Here is a 17,204-nt window from a genome sequence, read left to right on the forward strand (position 1 = left end):
ACGGAACTGCCTCTTCGCCGGCGGCCGAGCGTGAACAATGCGGCGTCGGCCGCGAGCGAGGTGAGGGGAGCGGGGGCTGGATCCGGTACTTGCCTATGTGGCTCTTCCTGTTCGTACTAAGCTTTTCCGAGAGATCAGCAAGGTTCCTCCTCCGCTGCGCCCATCGCCTCCGGAGCGCCCGCGGGGATGCTCTTGTTCCTCATTGTTGCAATGAGATTTGTCCACTAATATATTCATTGCAACAGAGTCACAGAGAGGGCGAAGGGGAGCGATGCCGGGAGCGAGGCTGACCCCGAGGGACAGGGAACACATCGGTACCGGCCTGGCCGCCGGACTGGGATACGCCGAGATCGCCCGGCGCCTGGGCCGCCCGACCTCGACCATCAGCCGTGAGGTGGCCCGCAACGGCGGGCGCTCCGCCTACCGGGCGGCCGACGCCCAGCGCGCCACCCGGCGGCGCGCTCGGCGCTCCGCCGCAGGGGAACCGGAACCGTCTGCCCCGCCCGACGACGGTGAAGTGCGCCGGTACGCGGAGCGGTTCGCCCGCTCGATGACCGCCACCGGAATGGCCCGGATGCCGGCCCGCGTGCTCGCGTTCCTGCTGGTGACCGAGTCCGGCAGCCTCACGGCGCGGCAACTGGGCGAGCGCCTGTCGGCGAGCCCGGCCGCCATCTCCAAAGCGGTGCGCTACCTCGAAACGTTCTCCCTGGTGCGCCGGGACCGCATTCCCGGAAACCGGCGCGAGACCTACCGCTTCGCGGGCGACTGGAGCGCCGTCTTCGCCCGGCGGGAGGCGCTGTTCGCCCCATGGGAGAACGAGGCCCGCGAAGGCGTGCGGATCGTCGGCGCCGACACATCGGCGGGAGCGCGACTGGCCGAGATGAGCCACTTCTTCCAGTTGGTCCGCGGCACGATCCGCCGGGTCCGCAGGCATCGAGTCCGCCGCTCCTCCCCCGCGCCCGGACGGTGATCCGCGCTCAGCGGCCGCGCAGATCCGCCACGATCTCGGCGACCGCGCCCTTCGCCGTGCGTCCCGCGCCGATCAGGGTCGCCGAGGCGAATCCGGTCCAGTCGCCGTAGCCGAGGAGGCGCAGCCTGGGCTCCTCAGCGGCCCGGTTGCCGTCCACGGCCATGCGGCCGCCGTCCCCGCGCAGCCCGAGAGGGGCCAGGTGGTCCAGCACCGGCCGGAACCCGGTGCACCAGATGACGGCGTCGAACCCCTCGGCGCGTCCGTCCGTCCATTCGGCTCCCCGCGCCGTGAGGCGGTCGAACATCGGCCGGGCCCGCAGCGCGCCGTGGTCGCGGGCGGCGCGCACGCTCGGCGTCAGCACGATGTCGCCGAGCGCCGCGATGCCGCCGCTGCCGTCCACGCTCCCCTCGCGGGCGAGATGCCGCCGGGTCGCGATGTCGAAGAGCGCGCGGCCGTCGACGTGGTCGGGCAGGAAGCGCGGCGGGCGCCGGGCGGCCCAGGCGGTCTCCGCCCACTGCGACACCTCGGCCAGGATCTGCGCCGCCGAGTTCCCGCCCCCCACGACCAGCACCCGCGCCCCCGCGAACTCCGCTGGCTTGCGGTAGCCGACCGTGTGCAGCTCTCGCCCGGCGAACAGCTCCCGGCCCGGGTAGTGCGGGACGTGCGGCGCCCGCCAGGTCCCCGTCGCGCTGACCACGTGCCGGGCGCGCCAGGTTCCGGCATCGGTCACGACCGCAAGGGCGGGCCCGTCCGCGCGCACTTCGCGGACGCGTACCGGACGCCGCAGCGGCAGTCCGTAGCGCTGCTCGTAGGCGGTGAGGTAGCCGACCACGTGATCGGCGGTGGGGAACGGCTCACCCTCCTGGTCGGGCATCCACCAGCCCGGCAGCATGCTGTGCGCGGCAGGGGAGAACGTCCGCAGGGACTCCCAGAAGTGCTGCCACGCCCCTCCGGGGTGCTCTTCCCGATCGAGGATGACGAAATCCACGCCCGCGCGGCGCAGGAAGTACCCGGCGGCCAGGCCCGCCTGACCGCCGCCGATCACCACGACGTCGAGCGTCCGGCTCTTGGTCACCGCGTCTCCTCACCGGTCGGGGGACATCTCCATGGCGGCCCCCTGAAACGTATCAGCATCTCTTGATGTCACCATCCGGCCCGCTGTAGGGCGAACGGCGGGGAAGGCCGTCGGCCATCCTCGCCGGAGGCCTTTCCGCGGGGCGCGGACGGCGGGCGCCGCGGTCTTCTCGCCGGGCGGTGCGGGAGGCCGACGTGGCGCGTTCCGCCCGAGCTCGGCCGGCCACACTGTCACAAGCGGCCGCTACCATCGCGGCGATCTGCCTCTTCGGAGGACACCGAGACGAAAAAGGCAGGGAACCGCTATGGGAGCCAAGAACGCGATCGTCGCGTCCGCCGACGTGGACCCGCGGGAGATCCTTCGTGAAGGGCTGGTCGCCGAACCCGGCTCCGCCCGGCGCGCGGCCGAGCGGCTGCTGCCCGGCAGGGTGGGCAAGCGGCTGGGCGACCTCCCCCTGATCGAGGCGGTGATCCCGCGGGACGCCGTCTACGCCGGTGCGTTCGACGGGCTGGAGATCGTCTGCGCGTGGGAACTTTTGGAGGGGCGGGGGCCGGCCACCCGGACTACCCGGAGAAGTGCCCCTGGCAGGGGCCCTACAGGCGGACCTACCTGCACGTCATGCACAGTGTCGTCGACACCGTCGAGGTCGGTCTGTGGGAGGACGGGCAGCTCCGCCGATGGGCCGCCGCGTCCGTCGAGCACGGAGCGGCGGAGGACGGTCAGCCACTCGCGTTCGAGCTTCCCTACTGGGAGGGCGAGTACGACGACGGCCTTCCCGAGGTTCCCTTCCATCCGCTGGAGTTCGGGGAGGCCGCGCTGGCCGCCCTCTTCGGCTTCGTCCAGGAGGGGGCCCGCGGCGCCGATCCGCGGTTCGACCCCTTCGAGGTGACCCTCGCCGGGTTCTCGGTCGTGTGACCCCGGTCCGGTATCCGGCGCACCGTCCCCTCCTCAGCCGCCGGCCAGCCGGCCGAGCACCGCCGGCAGCTTCTCCTCGTAGGCGACCGCGAGCCTGCGGGTGGCGCGTGTGATCGCCACGTAGAGGTCGTGGCCTCCGGTGGGGGAGGCGTCGAGCATGCCCGAGGGGTCGACGACGACCACCGCGTCGAACTCCAGGCCCTTGGACTGGGTGGGGGTGAGGACGCAGGAGGGGCGGTCCAGGACCTCCGGTGTCGCCGCGGCCGCGGCCTCGGGAAGCAGCCCGGCGATCTCGGTGTGCCTGGCCTCGGGAGCGATCACCGCGAGGCGCCCCTCGCCGATCGCCTCCAGCTCCGATCGCACCAGCGCGGGAAGCCCGGTGGCCAGGTCGCCGCGGGGCAGCCGCACCGCGCGGGGCGGCGTGTCGCCGTCCCGCACCGACTCGGGGGGCTCCTGGTCCGGTGCGATCGCTTCGAGCACATCGGCGGCGACCTCCATGATCTGGACCGGTGTCCGGTAGTTGACCAGCAGGCGCTCCTCGCGCAGCCGGTCGCGGACGTAGCGTTCCAGCATCCCGCTCCAGGAGCGCGCCCCCGCGGCGTTCCCGGTCTGGGCGAGGTCGCCCACGACCGTCAGCGACCTGGTCGGAACACGGCGCATCACCGCGCGCCAGGCCATCTCCGACAGCTCCTGGGCCTCGTCCACGATCACGTGCCCGTAGGCCCAGGTGCGATCGGCCGCGGCCAGGTCGGCCGTTGTCGCGGCGGGGCCGGGGTCGCGGTGGCGCTCGGCCAGGCCCGCCGCGTCCATCATCCCGGTCTCGAACAGCCCGGTGTACTCCAGGACGCCCTGGACGTAGCGTTCCTCCTCCCGGCGCCGCTCCGCGGCCCGGCGTTCGCGCGCCCGCTCTTCGCTGTCGTCCTCACCGAGCAGCTCGGCCGCCTCGTCGAGCAGCGGGACATCGCCCACCGTCCACGGCGCGTCCGGAGAGCGCAGCAGCGGACGCCACTCGTGCGGGGCGAACGCCTCCTCGCCGAGGAGCGGCGCGGCCCCCTCGACCGCCGACTCCAGCAGCGCGGGATCACTCAGCAGCTCGCCGATGAGTCTTTCGGGGGTGAGCAGGGGCCACAGCCGGTCCAGCGCCGCCCGGACCGCGGGCTCGGTCCACAGGATCCGGCGCGCGTAGGCCGTGTCCTCCTCGGTGCGCAGCTTCGCCTCGGGATTCTCCAGCTCCGGCAGCCCGGACTCCTCCAGCAGGCCCTCGGTCTCCTCGACCTCGCGCACCGACTGCTCCAGCTGGGCGTCCTGGGCGCGTGCCAGCTCCCACAGCATCTCGTTGACGAAGAGCTTGCGGGCCTTGTTGTGCGGCAGGCCCAGGTCCCGGGCGCGCCCGCGGATGTGGGCGCACGTACGGCGGTCCACCCGCAGGACCGTCCCCTCGGCCTCGACCACCAGGTCGCCCTCGGGCAGCCGCTGCCGATCGGCGACGGCCGCCTCGACGAGCTCCGCCATCCGCAGCGCCCCTTTGACGGCGGCCGCCTTCGGGGGGTCGACCGCTGCTGCGCGGACTCCCGGGTGCAGTTCGCCGATGGTCGTCAGCACCACGTCGGTCTCGCCGAGCGACGGCAGCACCTGCCCGATGTAGCGCAGGAACACGGCGTTGGGGCCGACCACGAGCACGCCGCGGCGTTCCAGCGTCGTCCGGTGCGTGTACAGCAGGTAAGCGGCACGGTGCAGCGCCGCGACGGTCTTCCCTGTTCCGGGGCCGCCCTGCACCACCAGCGCGCCCGGAAGCTCGGAGCGGATCACCCGGTCCTGCTCCGACTGGATGGTGGCCACGATGTCGCCCATACGGCCGGTGCGTTCCTGGCGCAGCGTGGCCAGTAGGGCGGCTTCGCCGACCAGGGTGCGGCGGTCGGAGTCGGTGAGCCCTTCCAGGTCGAACACCTCGTCGTCGAGATCGACGACGGTCCGGTCGCGGGTGTGGATGTGGCGGCGGCGCGTCAGGCCGCACGGCGATGAGGGGGTGGCCACATAGAAGGGGCGCGCCGCCGGCGCGCGCCAGTCGATCAGCATCGGCTCGTGGTCCTCGTCGCGCAGGCCGATGCGCCCGATGTAGAGGGTCTCCCCGCCGACGCCGTCGACGCCCTCGTGGTCGATCCGGCCGAAGCACAGCCTGTTCTCCACGGCCGAGAGCTGCGCTAGGCGGCCGGCGCGCTCTCCGACCTGCGCTTCGCGTTCTGTCCGGGCGGCGTAGCCTCCGCCGCCGCCCTGGGCGTAGGCACTCCGGAGAGCATCGTGCGTGCCCTCGCGCAGGGTGTCCAGCCGCGCGTACAGTCGCGACACGTAGGACTGCTCCTCATCGAGGGCGGAACCGCGGGCGTGCTCCGATCCGGCTTGACACTGCTCCGACACGTGGTACCTTTCTTATGTGCTCTAATATGGGTGTATTGTGTCCACAAGTAGCCATGTAGCTTAGCACTCGCCTCCGAGTCCAGCCAGGGCCGCTGGCGTAGGGCGCGCCCTACCGAACAGCCGGCGCGAGGCGCTACACTCCTTCCCATGCGAACCGAGCCGACGACTCGTCAGTGGTGGCGCCGCTCCTAGGCGGCGCTCAAGGTTCGCATTCCCTGACCAGCGGCCGCCCGTACCGGCGGCCTTCGGTCCTTTTCCGGCCACGGTCCGGTGCGGCGCCCGAAGACCCAGCGCGAAAAGGATCGGCCTTGGACGCGAACTCCACCTCCTACCGCACCGGTGGCGGCCTCGATATTCGCCGCACCGCGACACCCTGCACCCCCGACGTCCTCACCGAGCTGGTCCGCGACGTCGAGCACCGCCGCGGCGGGGTGCTGTCCTCCGGGATGGAGTATCCGGGCCGCTACAGCCGCTGGCACCTCGGCTACGTGGACCCCTGCCTCGAAGTGGCCGCACGCGGGCGCCGTGTCACCGCGACCGCCCTGAACGACCGGGGGCGCGTCCTGACGCCCGTCATCGCCCATGCGCTGGGCGAGCACGGCGAGGCGACCGCCGCCGGCGGCACCGCGGAGGTCACCGTCCCCGAGCCCGGGGGGTTCTTCACCGAGGAGCAGCGCAGCCGCCGGCCGAGCGTCTTCTCCGTGCTGCGCTCCATCGTCGCGCTGTTCTCCTCCGACGCCGACCCGCACCTCGGTCTGTACGGGGCCTTCGGCTACGACCTCGCGTTCCAGTTCGAACCGATCGAGCAGGTCCTGGAACGCGCCCCGGAGGACCGCGACCTCGTGCTGCACCTGCCCGACGCGATCGTGGTACGCGACCGCAAGCGCGAGACCTGCCTCCGCTACACCTACGACTTCACCGTCCCCGCGTCGTTCACCGGCGACCGGGAGGGTGCCGCGACCGACGGACTGGCGCGCCGGACCGATCCCACCCCGGCCGTCGTGGCCGCCGAGACCCCAGCGCAGCCCGAGCCCGGCTCGTATGCGCGGATCGTCGCCGAAGCCAAGAAGAGGTTCGTCCGGGGCGACCTGTTCGAGGTGGTGCCCGGCCACCGCACCTACGGCGCCTGCGACTCCCCGGCCCGGTTCTACGAGCACCTGCGCGAGCGCAACCCCGCCCCCTACGAGTTCTTCTTCAACCTCGGCGAAGGGGAGTACCTGGTGGGGGCCTCGCCGGAGATGTTCGTCCGGGTCACCGGGGAGCCGGGCCGCGGGCAGCGGGTGGAGACCTGCCCGATCTCCGGCACCATCCGCCGCGGTGCGGACGCCCTCGGCGACGCCGAGAACATCCGCACGCTGCTCTCCTCCGTCAAGGAGGAGTCCGAACTGACGATGTGCACCGACGTCGACCGCAACGACAAGTCCCGGGTGTGCGAGCCGGGCAGCGTCCGCGTCATCGGCCGCCGGCAGATCGAGATGTACAGCAGGCTGATCCACACGGTCGACCACATCGAGGGCACGCTCCGCCCCGAGTTCGACGCTCTGGACGCCTTCCTCACCCACATGTGGGCCGTCACCGTCACCGGCGCGCCCAAGACCTGGGCCATGCGGTTCATCGAGCAGCACGAGACCACGCCGCGCCGCTGGTACGGAGGTGCCGTCGGTGCCGTCGGCTTCGACGGTTCGATGAACACCGGCTTGACACTGCGCACCGCGCACATCCGCGACGGCGTGGCCACCGTCCGGGTCGGCGCCACCCTGCTGTACGACTCCGACCCCGACGCCGAAGAGCGCGAGACGTTCCTCAAGGCGCGCGCGCTCCTGGAGACCCTCGCCCTGGACGGCGGCCCGCAGGCGGCTGGCAGGGAGACGGAGGCCGGCCCCGGCGCCGCGGAGCCGGAGGCCGCCGCGGCCGGTATGACGGTGCTCCTGGTCGACCACGAGGACTCCTTCGTGAACACCCTCGCCGACTACGTCCGCCGGCACGGTGCCGATGTCACCACCGTCCGCCACGGTTTCGACCCGGCGCTGCTGGACGAGCTGGCCCCCGACCTCGTCGTCCTTTCCCCGGGGCCCGGGCTGCCCGCCGATTTCGACACCAACGCCCTGCTGGACGCCTGGACGGGCGGGGACTCCCGGTGTTCGGAGTCTGCCTGGGGCTGCAGGCGATGGTCGAGCACGCCGGCGGTGAGCTGTGCACGCTCCGGGAGCCGGTGCACGGAAAGCCGGGACAAGTCCAGGTCAACGGCGGCGAACTGCTGGCCGGCCTCGGCGGGTTCACCGCGGCCCGGTACCACTCGACCTACACGACGCCCGCCCAGGTGAAGAACTACGCGGTGACGGCCACCGTGGGCGACGGCTCCGACTCCGTAGTGATGGCGATCGAGGATCCCCGCGCCAGGCGGTGGGGCGTGCAGTTCCATCCCGAGTCCATTCTCACAGCCGCTGTCGGCGAGCGGATCATCGGCAACGTGCTGCGCCTGGCGCGCGCGAAGTAGCCGGGCGCCTCGCGCGTCGCGTGAACAAATGCCCAATGGCCCATAAGCTCCGGATCATGGATGTGAATCTTGGCAGGGTCGTGATCACCGGAGTGGCGGGCCGCATGGGCCCCACCGTGCGCGCCGGACTGCGTGAGGAAGCCGACCACCTTGTGCTCATCGACCGCGAACCCGTCACGGCGGAGGACGAGGACGAGACCGCGCTGGAGGGCGACCTTTCGGACCTGGCCACGCTGGTCAAGGCGTTCGACCGGGCCGACGCCGTCGTGCACCTGGCGGGGATGTCCGACGAGGCTTCCTTCGACGAGCTGCTTGAGGCCAACGTTCGGGGGACCTTCAATGTCTTGGAGGCGGCACGGCGCTCGGAGGTGCGACGCGTCGTGCTGCTCTCCAGCAACCGGGTAACGGGGAGCTACCCCATTCACCACCACGTCTTCCCCGACGAGCCGCCCCGGCCCGACGGGCTGTACGGGGTGAGCAAACTGGCAGTGGAGGCGCTCGGCCAGATGTACGCCGACACCTTCGGCCTGGAGGTCGTGGCTCTGCGCGCCGGCTCGTTCGAGGAGGAGCCCACCGAGACCCGCCACCTCGCCACGTGGCTCAGCCCGCGCGACTGCGCAGGCTTCGTCAAGGCCGCGCTGACCGCCTCCAACGTGAGTTACGTGGTGGCCTACGCGGTCTCGGCCAACGCCCGGCGCTTCTGGGACCTGACCGTCGCCGAGAACGAACTCGGCTACCGGCCGGTCGACGACGCCGCGAAGTTCGCCTCGCAGTTTCCCGACGACGACCCGTTCTGGCACGGAGGCCCGCAGGGCGGGGACTACGCGACCCCGGAGTCCGTGCTCCCGCACCTCCCCGACTAGCGTCGTGGCCGGGAACGTGCCCCGGGTTCCCGGTCGCCCCGGATCTCAGCGGGGCCTCCCCGGCGGTCGCGCCTCCGTTCACGGAAAGCGACGGCAATGGAGGCCCCACCAGCGGGGTCGGCGGTACCGTCGGCCCTGGGTGCTAGGTTCGGACACGCGCCGGACACCGTGCACGCCCGCAGCGGCGGTACGGCCGGCCCGATGTCGGATCGATGAGACCGGCGCGCGGGAGCGGCGCCGGATGTGGGGGAGAAGAAGCCACGGTGAAGAGTGTCGAGCCCGAGGTCCACCTGGTCGCGCGGCCGCAGCTGGACTACGACGAGATCGCCCGCTACCTCGCCGATGTCGGCGGGCAGAGCTGGCTGGAGCGGCTGGACCGTGGGGAAATGGACGCCGAACTCAACGACCCGCAGAACCTCGCCGAGTTCGCCGGGCGGCTCTGCTACCGCTCGTGGGAGCCGGGCCTCAACCCCAACGTGACCCGGGTCCGCACCGACCAGGACCAGTACCTGAGCAACCTCCTGGCCAGCATGCACGGTTCGGTGCTGGAGCACGTCAGCTTCAGCTTCGTTCTGCACAACGTGAGCCGGGTACTGACACATGAGCTCATTCGGCATCGCCCCGGGGTGGCGATCTCCCAGGAGTCTCTGCGCTTCGTCCGGCTCACCGACCTGCCGTTCTGGTTCCCGGACTGGGCCAAGGACGACCCGGAGCTGATGAAGCGCTCCACCGAGATGCTCGCCCAGATGGAGCGGTTCCAGCAGTGGATGACCGAGCACTTCGGCCTGGACGAGGAGGGCGTGAAGTTCGCGGAGAAGAAGCACAAGACCTCCTTCATGCGCCGCTTCGCGCCCGAAGGCCTGGCCACCGGGCTGGTGTGGACCGCCAACGTCCGCACACTGCGGCACACCCTGGAGGCGCGCACCGCCCCCGGTGCCGAGGAGGAGATCCGGCTGCTGTTCGCCAAGATCGGCGAGGCGGTGCGCGCCGAGGCGCCCGCGCTGTTCGGCGACTACGAGATCACCGAGGACGGCGCCTGGGTCCCCAAGTGGCGCAAGGTGTGAGCTGAACCGCCCGGCCCGAGAGCCGGGCGGACCGCTTTCAGCGGGCCCCGCCCGACCGCGCCTCGGCCACGGCGATGCCGGCGCGGCAGGCGCGCACCACTTCCTTGTGGTTGCGGTAGCGGCCGAGGAACCCGAACGGGGCCGGCTCCTCCTCCGGGGCGCCCTCGCCGGTGCGCACCGTCAGGGTCTCCTCGCGCACCGTCCCGGCGCGGTACCAGCGCTCCCAGCGTTCGAAGTCGGGGCTGTGCTGGTGCCCGAACGCGAACGCGGCCTCCCCCTCGCCCAGCAGCGAGCCACCGTCGCGGCGCCACAGCTCCACGTTCGCCTCGTGCTCGCCGGGCCACGAGGGAGCGGTGACGAGGTCGACGCGGGGGGCCGTGCCCGCCGGGCGCACCAGCAGGGCGTCGCCGCCGGGGGAGCGGGCGGGCAGCGGGCGGACCTCGTCGACCGCGGTCAGGGTGATCAGCACGCGCGCGAGCCACCAGCGGTTCTCGCGGCGGGCCATCAGGCTGTCGGCGCGCAACCGTGTGGGCGGGTGCTTGATGATCTCCTGCTCCAGCAGGTGCTCCACGAAACGCTCACCGCCCAGATCGAAGTGGACATCGACGCGCCCGATGGCCACCAGGCCGGGCTCGCCGCCGGTGACACTGAGCGCCGCGCGCCGCGACGCCATGCTGTCGACCGCGTCCAGGTGCGCGAGCGGCAGCGCGACGCACGGAGTGCCGTCCCAATCCAGTGGGACGACCGGGATGCCGGTGGGACCATCGGGCGCCAGCCAGCACAGTTCACCGGTCGTCGACCGTCGCCAGACTGTGACAAAGTCGTGCAAAGCCGACCCCTTGCCTTCCGGGTGGGCAAAATCGCATGTTAATTTCTGGTGACTTTAGCTGATCAGACTGTCCGCAGTGTCCCCTATCACGGTCAGCCGGTGCCCCACCGGCCGGCCCATCCTCCATCCGGGAAGAAGGAACAGCCATGCCAGCAGTCGTCGTCTTGCTCGCGGTCTTGGCGATCTTTGCACTGGGGTACATCTACTACTCCTCGTACTTGGCAAAACGCGTGTACGCGTTAGACCCCACGTTCGTCACACCGGCGCACACCTTCCGGGACGGCGTCGACTTCGTCCCCACCAACAAGCACATCGTCTTCAGCCACCACTTCATCTCGGTGGCCGGGGCGGCGCCCATCGTCGGTCCGGCGGTCGCGGTCTTCTGGGGGTGGGGGCCCGCCCTGCTGTGGGTGGTGCTGGGCACCGTCTTCGCCGCCGGGGTGCACGACTTCGGCGCGCTCGTGGTGTCGGTGCGGCACAAGGCCAGAAGCATCGGAACACTCGCCAGCGAGGTGATCAGCAAGCGCGCCCGGACGCTCTTCCTGCTGATCATCTTCTTCCTGGTGACCATGGTCAACGCGGTGTTCGCGGTGGTCATCTCCATCCTGTTCGAGGGAACCCCCGAGGCGGTGCTGCCGGTCCTGGTCACCATCCGCTCGCGATCGGGGTGGGCCAGTACGTCTACCGCAAGCGCAGCGCGGCGCTCATCCCCTCCATCATCGCCCTGGTCATCGTCTACGCCTGCATCCCGCTCGGCCAGCTGCTGCCGATCACCACCGACCCGGTCGCCGCGGCGCTCGGCGTCGAGCCGACGACGGTGTGGATCGTGCTGATCTACGTCTACACCTTCTTCGCGTCCCGGCTGCCGGTCTGGCTGCTGCTGCAGCCCCGCGACTACATCAACCAGCACCAGATGATGCTGGCGCTGGCGGTGATCATGCTCGGCGTCGCCGTGGGGATGAACACCATGGCCGCGCCGCTCGTCAACGACGTGCCGGCGGGCTCCCCGCCCTGGTTCCCGCTGCTGTTCGTGACCATCGCCTGCGGCGCGGTCTCCGGGTTCCACAGCCTGGTCTCCTCCGGGACGACCTCCAAGCAGCTCGACAAGGAGACCGACGCGCGCTACGTCGGCTACCTGGGCGCCCTCGGCGAGGGCACACTCGCGCTCTGCTCGATCCTCGCCTGCGCCGCCGGGGTCGTGGTGTTCGCCGCCGATCCCGCCGCCGAGTGGCAGACCCGCTACGCCGACTGGGACTCGGCCTCGGGCGGCGCCGTCGGCAACTTCACCGAAGGGGTCGCCAACTTCGCCGGCAACCTGGGGATCCCGCTCGGCGTGGGCGGTGTGTTCGCGGCGGTCGTGGTCATCAGCTTCGCGGCGACCAGCCTGGACACCGCCGTCCGGCTGCAGCGCTACATCATCCAGGAGATCGCCGAGATCGTCCGGCTCAGGGCGGTGAGCCGCAACCTCACCATCCCCACGCTGCTGGCGGTGCTCATCCCCTTCGGACTGGCGATCATGCCGGGCGACTTCGCCTTCGGCACCCTGTGGCAGCTGTTCGGGACCACGAATCAGCTCACCGCGGGACTGGCGCTCGCGGTCATCGCGGTCTGGGTCACCAAGAACAACCGCAACCCGATCGCGGTGCTCGTCCCCCTGGTGTTCCTGGTGGCCATGACCACCTGGGCGCTGATCATCCAGCTGTTCGGCTTCGCCACCGCCGACGACCCGCTGCAGAAGTTCCTGCTGGCCCCGCTGGACGCGGTCATCTTCGGCCTCGCGCTGTGGCTGATCGTCGAGGCCGCGATCGCCCTGCGCAAGGCGTGGGCGGGACGCTCCGAGGCATCCTCGGAACCCAGCCGGGTCGAAACCGATGACGCGTGACGACGGCTTCGCGGCCCGGGTCCGCCCGGGCCGCCTGCGCCGGGCCGTCGAGGCCTGGCGCAGGGTCGAGGCGTTCCACGAGGCGGTGTTCGCCGCCCGCTGGCGGCACGCCCTGCGCCGCGAGGCACGCACCCAGGCCGACACGATGCGGGCGCTGCTGCTGCTCGAAACACTCGGAGTGGACAACCCGGTGGCCTACGAGACCCTGGACCTGATCCCCTATATGCTCGCCGACCTGCATGAATGGCATCAGCGCATGGGGGATCCCGAGTTCGGGGACCCGGGGGTCTGCTGTTGAACGCCGGCACGCCGACGGCGGGGACGAGCACCGCGGAGAACACCGCCATCACCTTCTTCGGCGGTAAGGGCGGTGTGGGCAAGACGACGATGGCCGCGGCGGCGGCCATCGGGCTGGCGGACGCCGGGCAGCGCACCCTGGTCATCTCCACCGACCCCGCCCACTCGCTGGGCGATGCCCTGGAGACCCCGCTGGGCGACCGGCCGCGGCAGGTCGCCGACCGCCTGTGGGCGGCCGAACCCGACGCCGACGCCGCGGTGCGCCGCCGCGTCGAGCAGGTTACCGAGGACGCCTACGAGGCGCTGCCGCGCGAGATCATGCCGGCGGTGCGTCGCCACCTCACGCACGCGGCCGCCAGCCCCGGCATGGCCGAGTCAGCGCTCATCGACCTGCTCATCGACACGATGGAGCGCGTGCCGGGCGAGTGGGGCCGGCTTGTCGTGGACAGCGCCCCCACCGGGCACCTGCTGCGCATGATCAACCTTCCGACCCTGCTCACCCCCTGGGTGCAGGGTCTGGTCCGCCAGCGCGAGCGTGTCGCCGGAGCCGACAGCCTCATCGCGGGCATGGTCGGCACGGACCAGTCGGACCGGGCCGAGGAGGACCCGCTGCTGGAACGGCTGCGCGCGCGCCGGCACCGGCTGGAGGGCGCGGCCGCCCGGCTGCGGGAGGACGCGAGCGTACGCCTGGTCCTGCTGCCGCGGCGGATGGTGCTGGCCGAGACCGAACGTGCCGCCGACCAGCTCGCCGACGCCGGTTTCCGGCTGGGGCCCGTCGTGGTCAACCAGGTCCCCGACCAGCCCGACACGCAGGTCCTGGAGGCCGTGCGGCGCCGCTTCGCGCCCAACGGCATACGGGAGCTCCCGCTCGCCGATGTGGAACCGACCGGCATCGCCCGGTTGCGCGCCCTGGCCGCCTGAGCGGCGGGCCGGAGCGGCCCCGGCCCCGGTGCCGGAGCCGCCGGCCACCCGGAACACCGGCGGTGCCAGGGCGGGGACATGACGCGCCGCTTGCCTGGGTAGGCTCGTGATCTGGGTATACGGGAGGTGGGGTGGCTATCGAAAGCAATCCGGCAGGCGACCGCGTCTGGACGGTTCCGAACCTGCTGAGCATTCTGCGCTTGCTGGGTGTCCCCGTCTTCCTGTGGCTGGTGCTCGGGCCGGAGGAGGACTGGTGGGCACTGGGGGTGCTGGCCTTCGCGGGGATCTCCGACTGGCTCGACGGCAAGATCGCGCGGGCCTGGAACCAGACCAGTCGGCTCGGGACGATGCTCGACCCTCTGGCCGATCGGCTCTACATCTTCGCCGCGCTGCTCGGGCTGGTCGTCCGCGACATCGTCCCCTGGTGGCTCATGGCGATCCTGGTCGCGCGCGACGTGCTCATCGTGCTGGCCCTGCCGGTGCTGCGTTACTACGGATACGGTCCGCTGCCGGTGAATTTCGCGGGCAAGGCCGCCACCCTTTGCCTGCTCTACTCGTTCCCGTTGCTGTTCATCGCCGGATATGCACACATTGTCGGCGATGTGGCACAAATCGTGGGTTGGGCGTTCGCCATCTGGGGAACGGCTATCTACTGGTGGGCCGGATTGCTGTATGCGGTGCAAGGGCAGCGCTTGATCCGGCAGACCCGGCGGGCCGACCGTTTATTCGGCGCGGGCGCGGAGCCCGCGGCGCGACCGGCGGCCACGTCCGACGAACCCGGTGCGGAGCAGGGCGGTCGCACGGCTGAGGAGTCGTGCGGTCGGTGTTCTGGCGGTTCCGGTCCATCCTCCAGCGATAGGAAGGGAGCGACGTCCCCACCATGAGTGCACGCCCAAGGGCGTTCCGTCGAGCCGCGATCAGGGTATGGGGGTGGCCCTGGTGAAGGCAGTAGTCATGGCGGGCGGGGAAGGCACCCGCCTGCGGCCGATGACCGCCAATCAGCCCAAGCCACTTCTGCCCGTTATCAACAAGCCGATCATGGAGCACGTGCTGCGTCTGTTGAAGCGGCACGGATTCGAGGACACGGTTGTCACCGTCCAGTTCCTGGCCACGCTGATCCGCAACCATTTCGGCGACGGCGAGGAACTCGGTATGAACCTCAACTACGTCGCGGAGGAAGTCCCCCTCGGTACCGCGGGCAGTGTCAAGAACGCCGAGGAATACCTGCGCGGCGAGCCGTTCATCGTCATCTCCGGTGACGCGCTCACCGACATCGACCTCTCGGACATGGTGCGGTTCCACCGCGAGAACGGCGCCATGGTCACCATCGGGCTCAAGCGGGTCGCCAACCCCCTGGAGTTCGGCATCATCATCGTGGACGAGCAGGGGCGCGTCCAGCGGTTCCTGGAGAAGCCCACCTGGGGGCAGGTCTTCTCCGACACGGTGAACACCGGAATCTACATCATGGAACCCGAGGTCCTCGACCACGTCGCCGAGGGCGAGATCGTGGACTGGTCCGGGGACGTCTTCCCCAAGCTGCTCAAGGACGGAGCCCCCCTCTACGGTTACATCACCGACGGCTACTGGGAGGATGTCGGAACGCACGAGAGCTACCTCAGCGCCCAGGCCGACGTCCTCTCGGGCAAGGTCGACGTCGAGATCGACGGGTTCGAGATGAAGCCGGGCGTCTGGGTGGCCGAGGGAGCCGAGGTCGACCCGGAGGCCAGCCTCAGGGGCCCCCTCTACATCGGCGACTACGCCAAGGTCGAGGCGGGCGCCGAGTTGCGCGAGTACACGGTGCTCGGGAGCAATGTCGTGGTGCGACCGGAGGCGTTCCTGCACCGTGCGGTCATCCACGGCAACGTCTACATCGGTTCCAGCGCGAACCTGCGCGGATGCGTCATCGGCAAGAACACCGATGTCATGCCGGGAGCCCGGGTCGAGGAGGGCGCCGTTGTCGGTGAGGAATGCGTCATCGAATCCGAGGCCTACCTCTCCAACGACATCAAGGTGTACCCCTTCAAGACCATCGAGGCCGGAGCGGTCGTCAACGCCAACGTCATCTGGGAGTCCCGCGGCCAGCGGTCCCTGTTCGGGCCCCGCGGTGTGTCGGGTCTGATCAACGTTGAGATCACCCCGGAGTTGGCGGTCCGGCTGGCCAGCGCGTACGCGACCACGCTGAAGAAGGGGACGGTGGTCACGACCTCGCGGGACACCTCTCGGGCGGCCCGCACCCTGAAACGCGCCGTGATCAGCGCGCTCACCGCGGGCGCGATCGACGTCCGCGACCTCGAAGTGGTCCCCCTCCCCGTGGCGCGGTTCCACACCTCGCAGAGCGGGGTGAGCGGCGGCATAGCGCTGCGCACCACGCCCGGCGCGCCGCAGTCGGTGGACATCATCTTCTTCGACGACCGCGGCGCCGACCTGTCGCCGGCGGGCCAACGCAAGCTGGAACGGGTTTTCTCCCGCGGTGAGTACCGGCGCGCGTTCCCCGGTGAGATCGCCGAACTCACCTTTCCCTCCCGCGGTGTGGAGAACTACGCACACGAACTGCTGCGGAGTATCGACACCTCGGGGGTGGACGACGCCGGACTGAAAGTCGTCGTGGACTGCGCGGGCGGCACGGGGGCGCTGATCGTGCCCGCTCTCCTGGGGCGTATCGGGATCGAGGTGCTCACGGTCAACAACCGGCTGAACGAGGCCTCGCCCACCGACACCCTCGCCAAGCAGATGCGCGACCTGCAGCGCCTGGGGGAGCTGGTCTCCTCCTCCGGTGCCGACTTCGGCGTGCGGTTCGACCCGGTGGGCGAACGGTTGTCGATCGTGGACGAGAACGGCGAGCTGGTCGACAACGAACGCGCGCTGCTGGTGGTGCTGGACCTGGTGGCGGCCGAACGCCGGCGAGGCCGGGTCGCGCTGCCGGTCACCACCACGCGCGTGGCCGAACAGGTCGCCTCCTTCCACGGCGTCGAGGTGCAGTGGACCCCCACCACCACGGACGAGCTCACCAAGCCGCGCAGGCCGAGGACATCATCTTCGCCGCCGACGGTCGGGGAGGTTTCGTCCTTCCCGAGTTCTCCCGGACCAGTGATGGGATCGCCGCATTCGTCCGCCTTCTGGGGCTGGTGGCGCGCACCAAGCTGTCGCTGAGCCAGATCGGCCAGCGCATCCCGCGTGCGCACCTGCTCCGCCGGTCGGTGCCCACCCCATGGGCCGTCAAGGGCAGCGTCATGCGCGCTGTGGTGGAGGCCGCGGAGGACCGAGAGGTCGACACCACCGATGGTGTACGGGTGCTGGAGCCCGGTGGTGGCTGGGCGCTGGTGCTGCCCGACACCTCGGAGGCGGTCACACACCTCTGGGCCGAAGGTCCCGACTCCGACACCGCGGAGCGGCTGCTGGAGGAATGGGCCGCGGTGGTCGAGCGGGCCGAAAGCTGAGCGGCGGGCCTGGGCCTGTGGAGCGCCGGCCGGCGCTCC

10 protein-coding genes and 4 pseudogenes are annotated in these 17,204 nt (G+C 70.9%); 11 read left to right on the top strand and 3 right to left on the bottom strand.

Features of this window, described 5'->3' with window-relative positions:
* Positions 1-271: 271 nt before the first annotated feature.
* Positions 272-970: a GbsR/MarR family transcriptional regulator gene (locus tag VS93_RS33165; RefSeq protein WP_046468179.1), complete on the top strand. Its 699-nt coding sequence runs from the start codon at positions 272-274 to the stop codon at positions 968-970.
* Positions 971-977: 7 nt separating this feature from the next.
* Here VS93_RS33165 and VS93_RS01295 read toward each other — a convergent pair whose 3' ends face one another.
* The gene (locus tag VS93_RS01295) at positions 978-2,045 is read right to left on the bottom strand and encodes an ArsO family NAD(P)H-dependent flavin-containing monooxygenase (protein WP_046468180.1); all 1,068 of its coding nucleotides are present in this window, start codon (positions 2,043-2,045) and stop codon (positions 978-980) included.
* Between the two features lie 304 nt (positions 2,046-2,349).
* Here VS93_RS01295 and VS93_RS33170 point away from each other — a divergent pair.
* Both VS93_RS33170 and VS93_RS01300 read left to right on the top strand, forming a co-directional pair.
* Positions 2,350-2,526 (top strand): annotated as a pseudogene (locus tag VS93_RS33170) (DUF6928 family protein); the annotation flags it as partial.
* A 44-nt stretch (positions 2,527-2,570) separates the two neighbouring features.
* Positions 2,571-2,960, top strand: a complete 390-nt coding sequence (locus VS93_RS01300; protein WP_052745444.1) for a DUF6928 family protein — start codon at positions 2,571-2,573, stop codon at positions 2,958-2,960.
* A gap of 33 nt (positions 2,961-2,993) precedes the next feature.
* On the opposite strand, the gene VS93_RS01305 is transcribed toward VS93_RS01300, so the two are convergent.
* Positions 2,994-5,375, bottom strand: a complete 2,382-nt coding sequence (locus VS93_RS01305; RefSeq protein WP_046468181.1) for a HelD family protein — start codon at positions 5,373-5,375, stop codon at positions 2,994-2,996.
* Positions 5,376-5,683: 308 nt separating this feature from the next.
* On the opposite strand from VS93_RS01305, the pseudogene VS93_RS01310 reads away from it, so the two are divergent.
* The 3 genes and pseudogenes from VS93_RS01310 (at position 5,684) to thyX (ending at position 9,799) form a co-directional block, all read left to right on the top strand.
* A pseudogene (locus VS93_RS01310) lies at positions 5,684-7,872 on the top strand (anthranilate synthase component I).
* A gap of 35 nt (positions 7,873-7,907) precedes the next feature.
* Entirely contained in the window at positions 7,908-8,735 is an 828-nt protein-coding gene (locus VS93_RS01315; RefSeq protein WP_201776513.1) for an NAD-dependent epimerase/dehydratase family protein, read from the top strand.
* A gap of 263 nt (positions 8,736-8,998) precedes the next feature.
* Complete coding sequence (gene thyX / locus VS93_RS01320; protein ID WP_046468182.1) at positions 8,999-9,799, top strand: FAD-dependent thymidylate synthase; 801 nt, start codon at positions 8,999-9,001, stop codon at positions 9,797-9,799.
* Between the two features lie 37 nt (positions 9,800-9,836).
* On the opposite strand, the gene VS93_RS01325 is transcribed toward thyX, so the two are convergent.
* The gene (locus tag VS93_RS01325) at positions 9,837-10,628 is read right to left on the bottom strand and encodes a hypothetical protein (RefSeq protein WP_046468183.1); all 792 of its coding nucleotides are present in this window, start codon (positions 10,626-10,628) and stop codon (positions 9,837-9,839) included.
* Positions 10,629-10,774: 146 nt separating this feature from the next.
* On the opposite strand from VS93_RS01325, the pseudogene VS93_RS01330 reads away from it, so the two are divergent.
* The 5 genes and pseudogenes from VS93_RS01330 (at position 10,775) to VS93_RS01350 (ending at position 17,165) form a co-directional block, all read left to right on the top strand.
* Positions 10,775-12,510: pseudogene (locus VS93_RS01330) on the top strand (carbon starvation CstA family protein).
* On the top strand, positions 12,500-12,808 hold the full coding sequence (locus VS93_RS01335) for a cory-CC-star protein (RefSeq protein ID WP_046468184.1): 309 nt from the start codon (positions 12,500-12,502) through the stop codon (positions 12,806-12,808). Before VS93_RS01330 ends, VS93_RS01335 begins: the two are co-directional and overlap by 11 nt.
* Positions 12,799-13,728, top strand: coding sequence for an ArsA family ATPase (locus VS93_RS01340; RefSeq protein WP_046468265.1), 930 nt, complete (start codon positions 12,799-12,801; stop codon positions 13,726-13,728). The genes VS93_RS01335 and VS93_RS01340 overlap by 10 nt, the downstream gene beginning before the upstream one ends.
* 131 nt (positions 13,729-13,859) lie before the next feature.
* On the top strand, positions 13,860-14,612 hold the full coding sequence (locus VS93_RS01345; RefSeq protein ID WP_046468185.1) for a CDP-alcohol phosphatidyltransferase family protein: 753 nt from the start codon (positions 13,860-13,862) through the stop codon (positions 14,610-14,612).
* A gap of 55 nt (positions 14,613-14,667) precedes the next feature.
* Positions 14,668-17,165 (top strand): annotated as a pseudogene (locus tag VS93_RS01350) (sugar phosphate nucleotidyltransferase).
* Positions 17,166-17,204 lie beyond the last annotated feature (39 nt).

It is taken from the genome of Allosalinactinospora lopnorensis (assembly GCF_000981225.1).
Taxonomy (GTDB): domain Bacteria; phylum Actinomycetota; class Actinomycetes; order Streptosporangiales; family Streptosporangiaceae; genus Allosalinactinospora; species Allosalinactinospora lopnorensis.

Bases quoted from the DNA above. Each gene is read 5' to 3' on its own strand.
- VS93_RS33165 (WP_046468179.1), top strand. From the start codon at position 272: ATGCCGGGAGCGAGGCTGACCCCGAGGGACAGGGAACACATCGGTACC.
- VS93_RS01315 (WP_201776513.1), top strand. From the start codon at position 7,908: ATGGCCCATAAGCTCCGGATCATGGATGTGAATCTTGGCAGGGTCGTG.
- VS93_RS01335 (WP_046468184.1), top strand. From the start codon at position 12,500: ATGACGCGTGACGACGGCTTCGCGGCCCGGGTCCGCCCGGGCCGCCTG.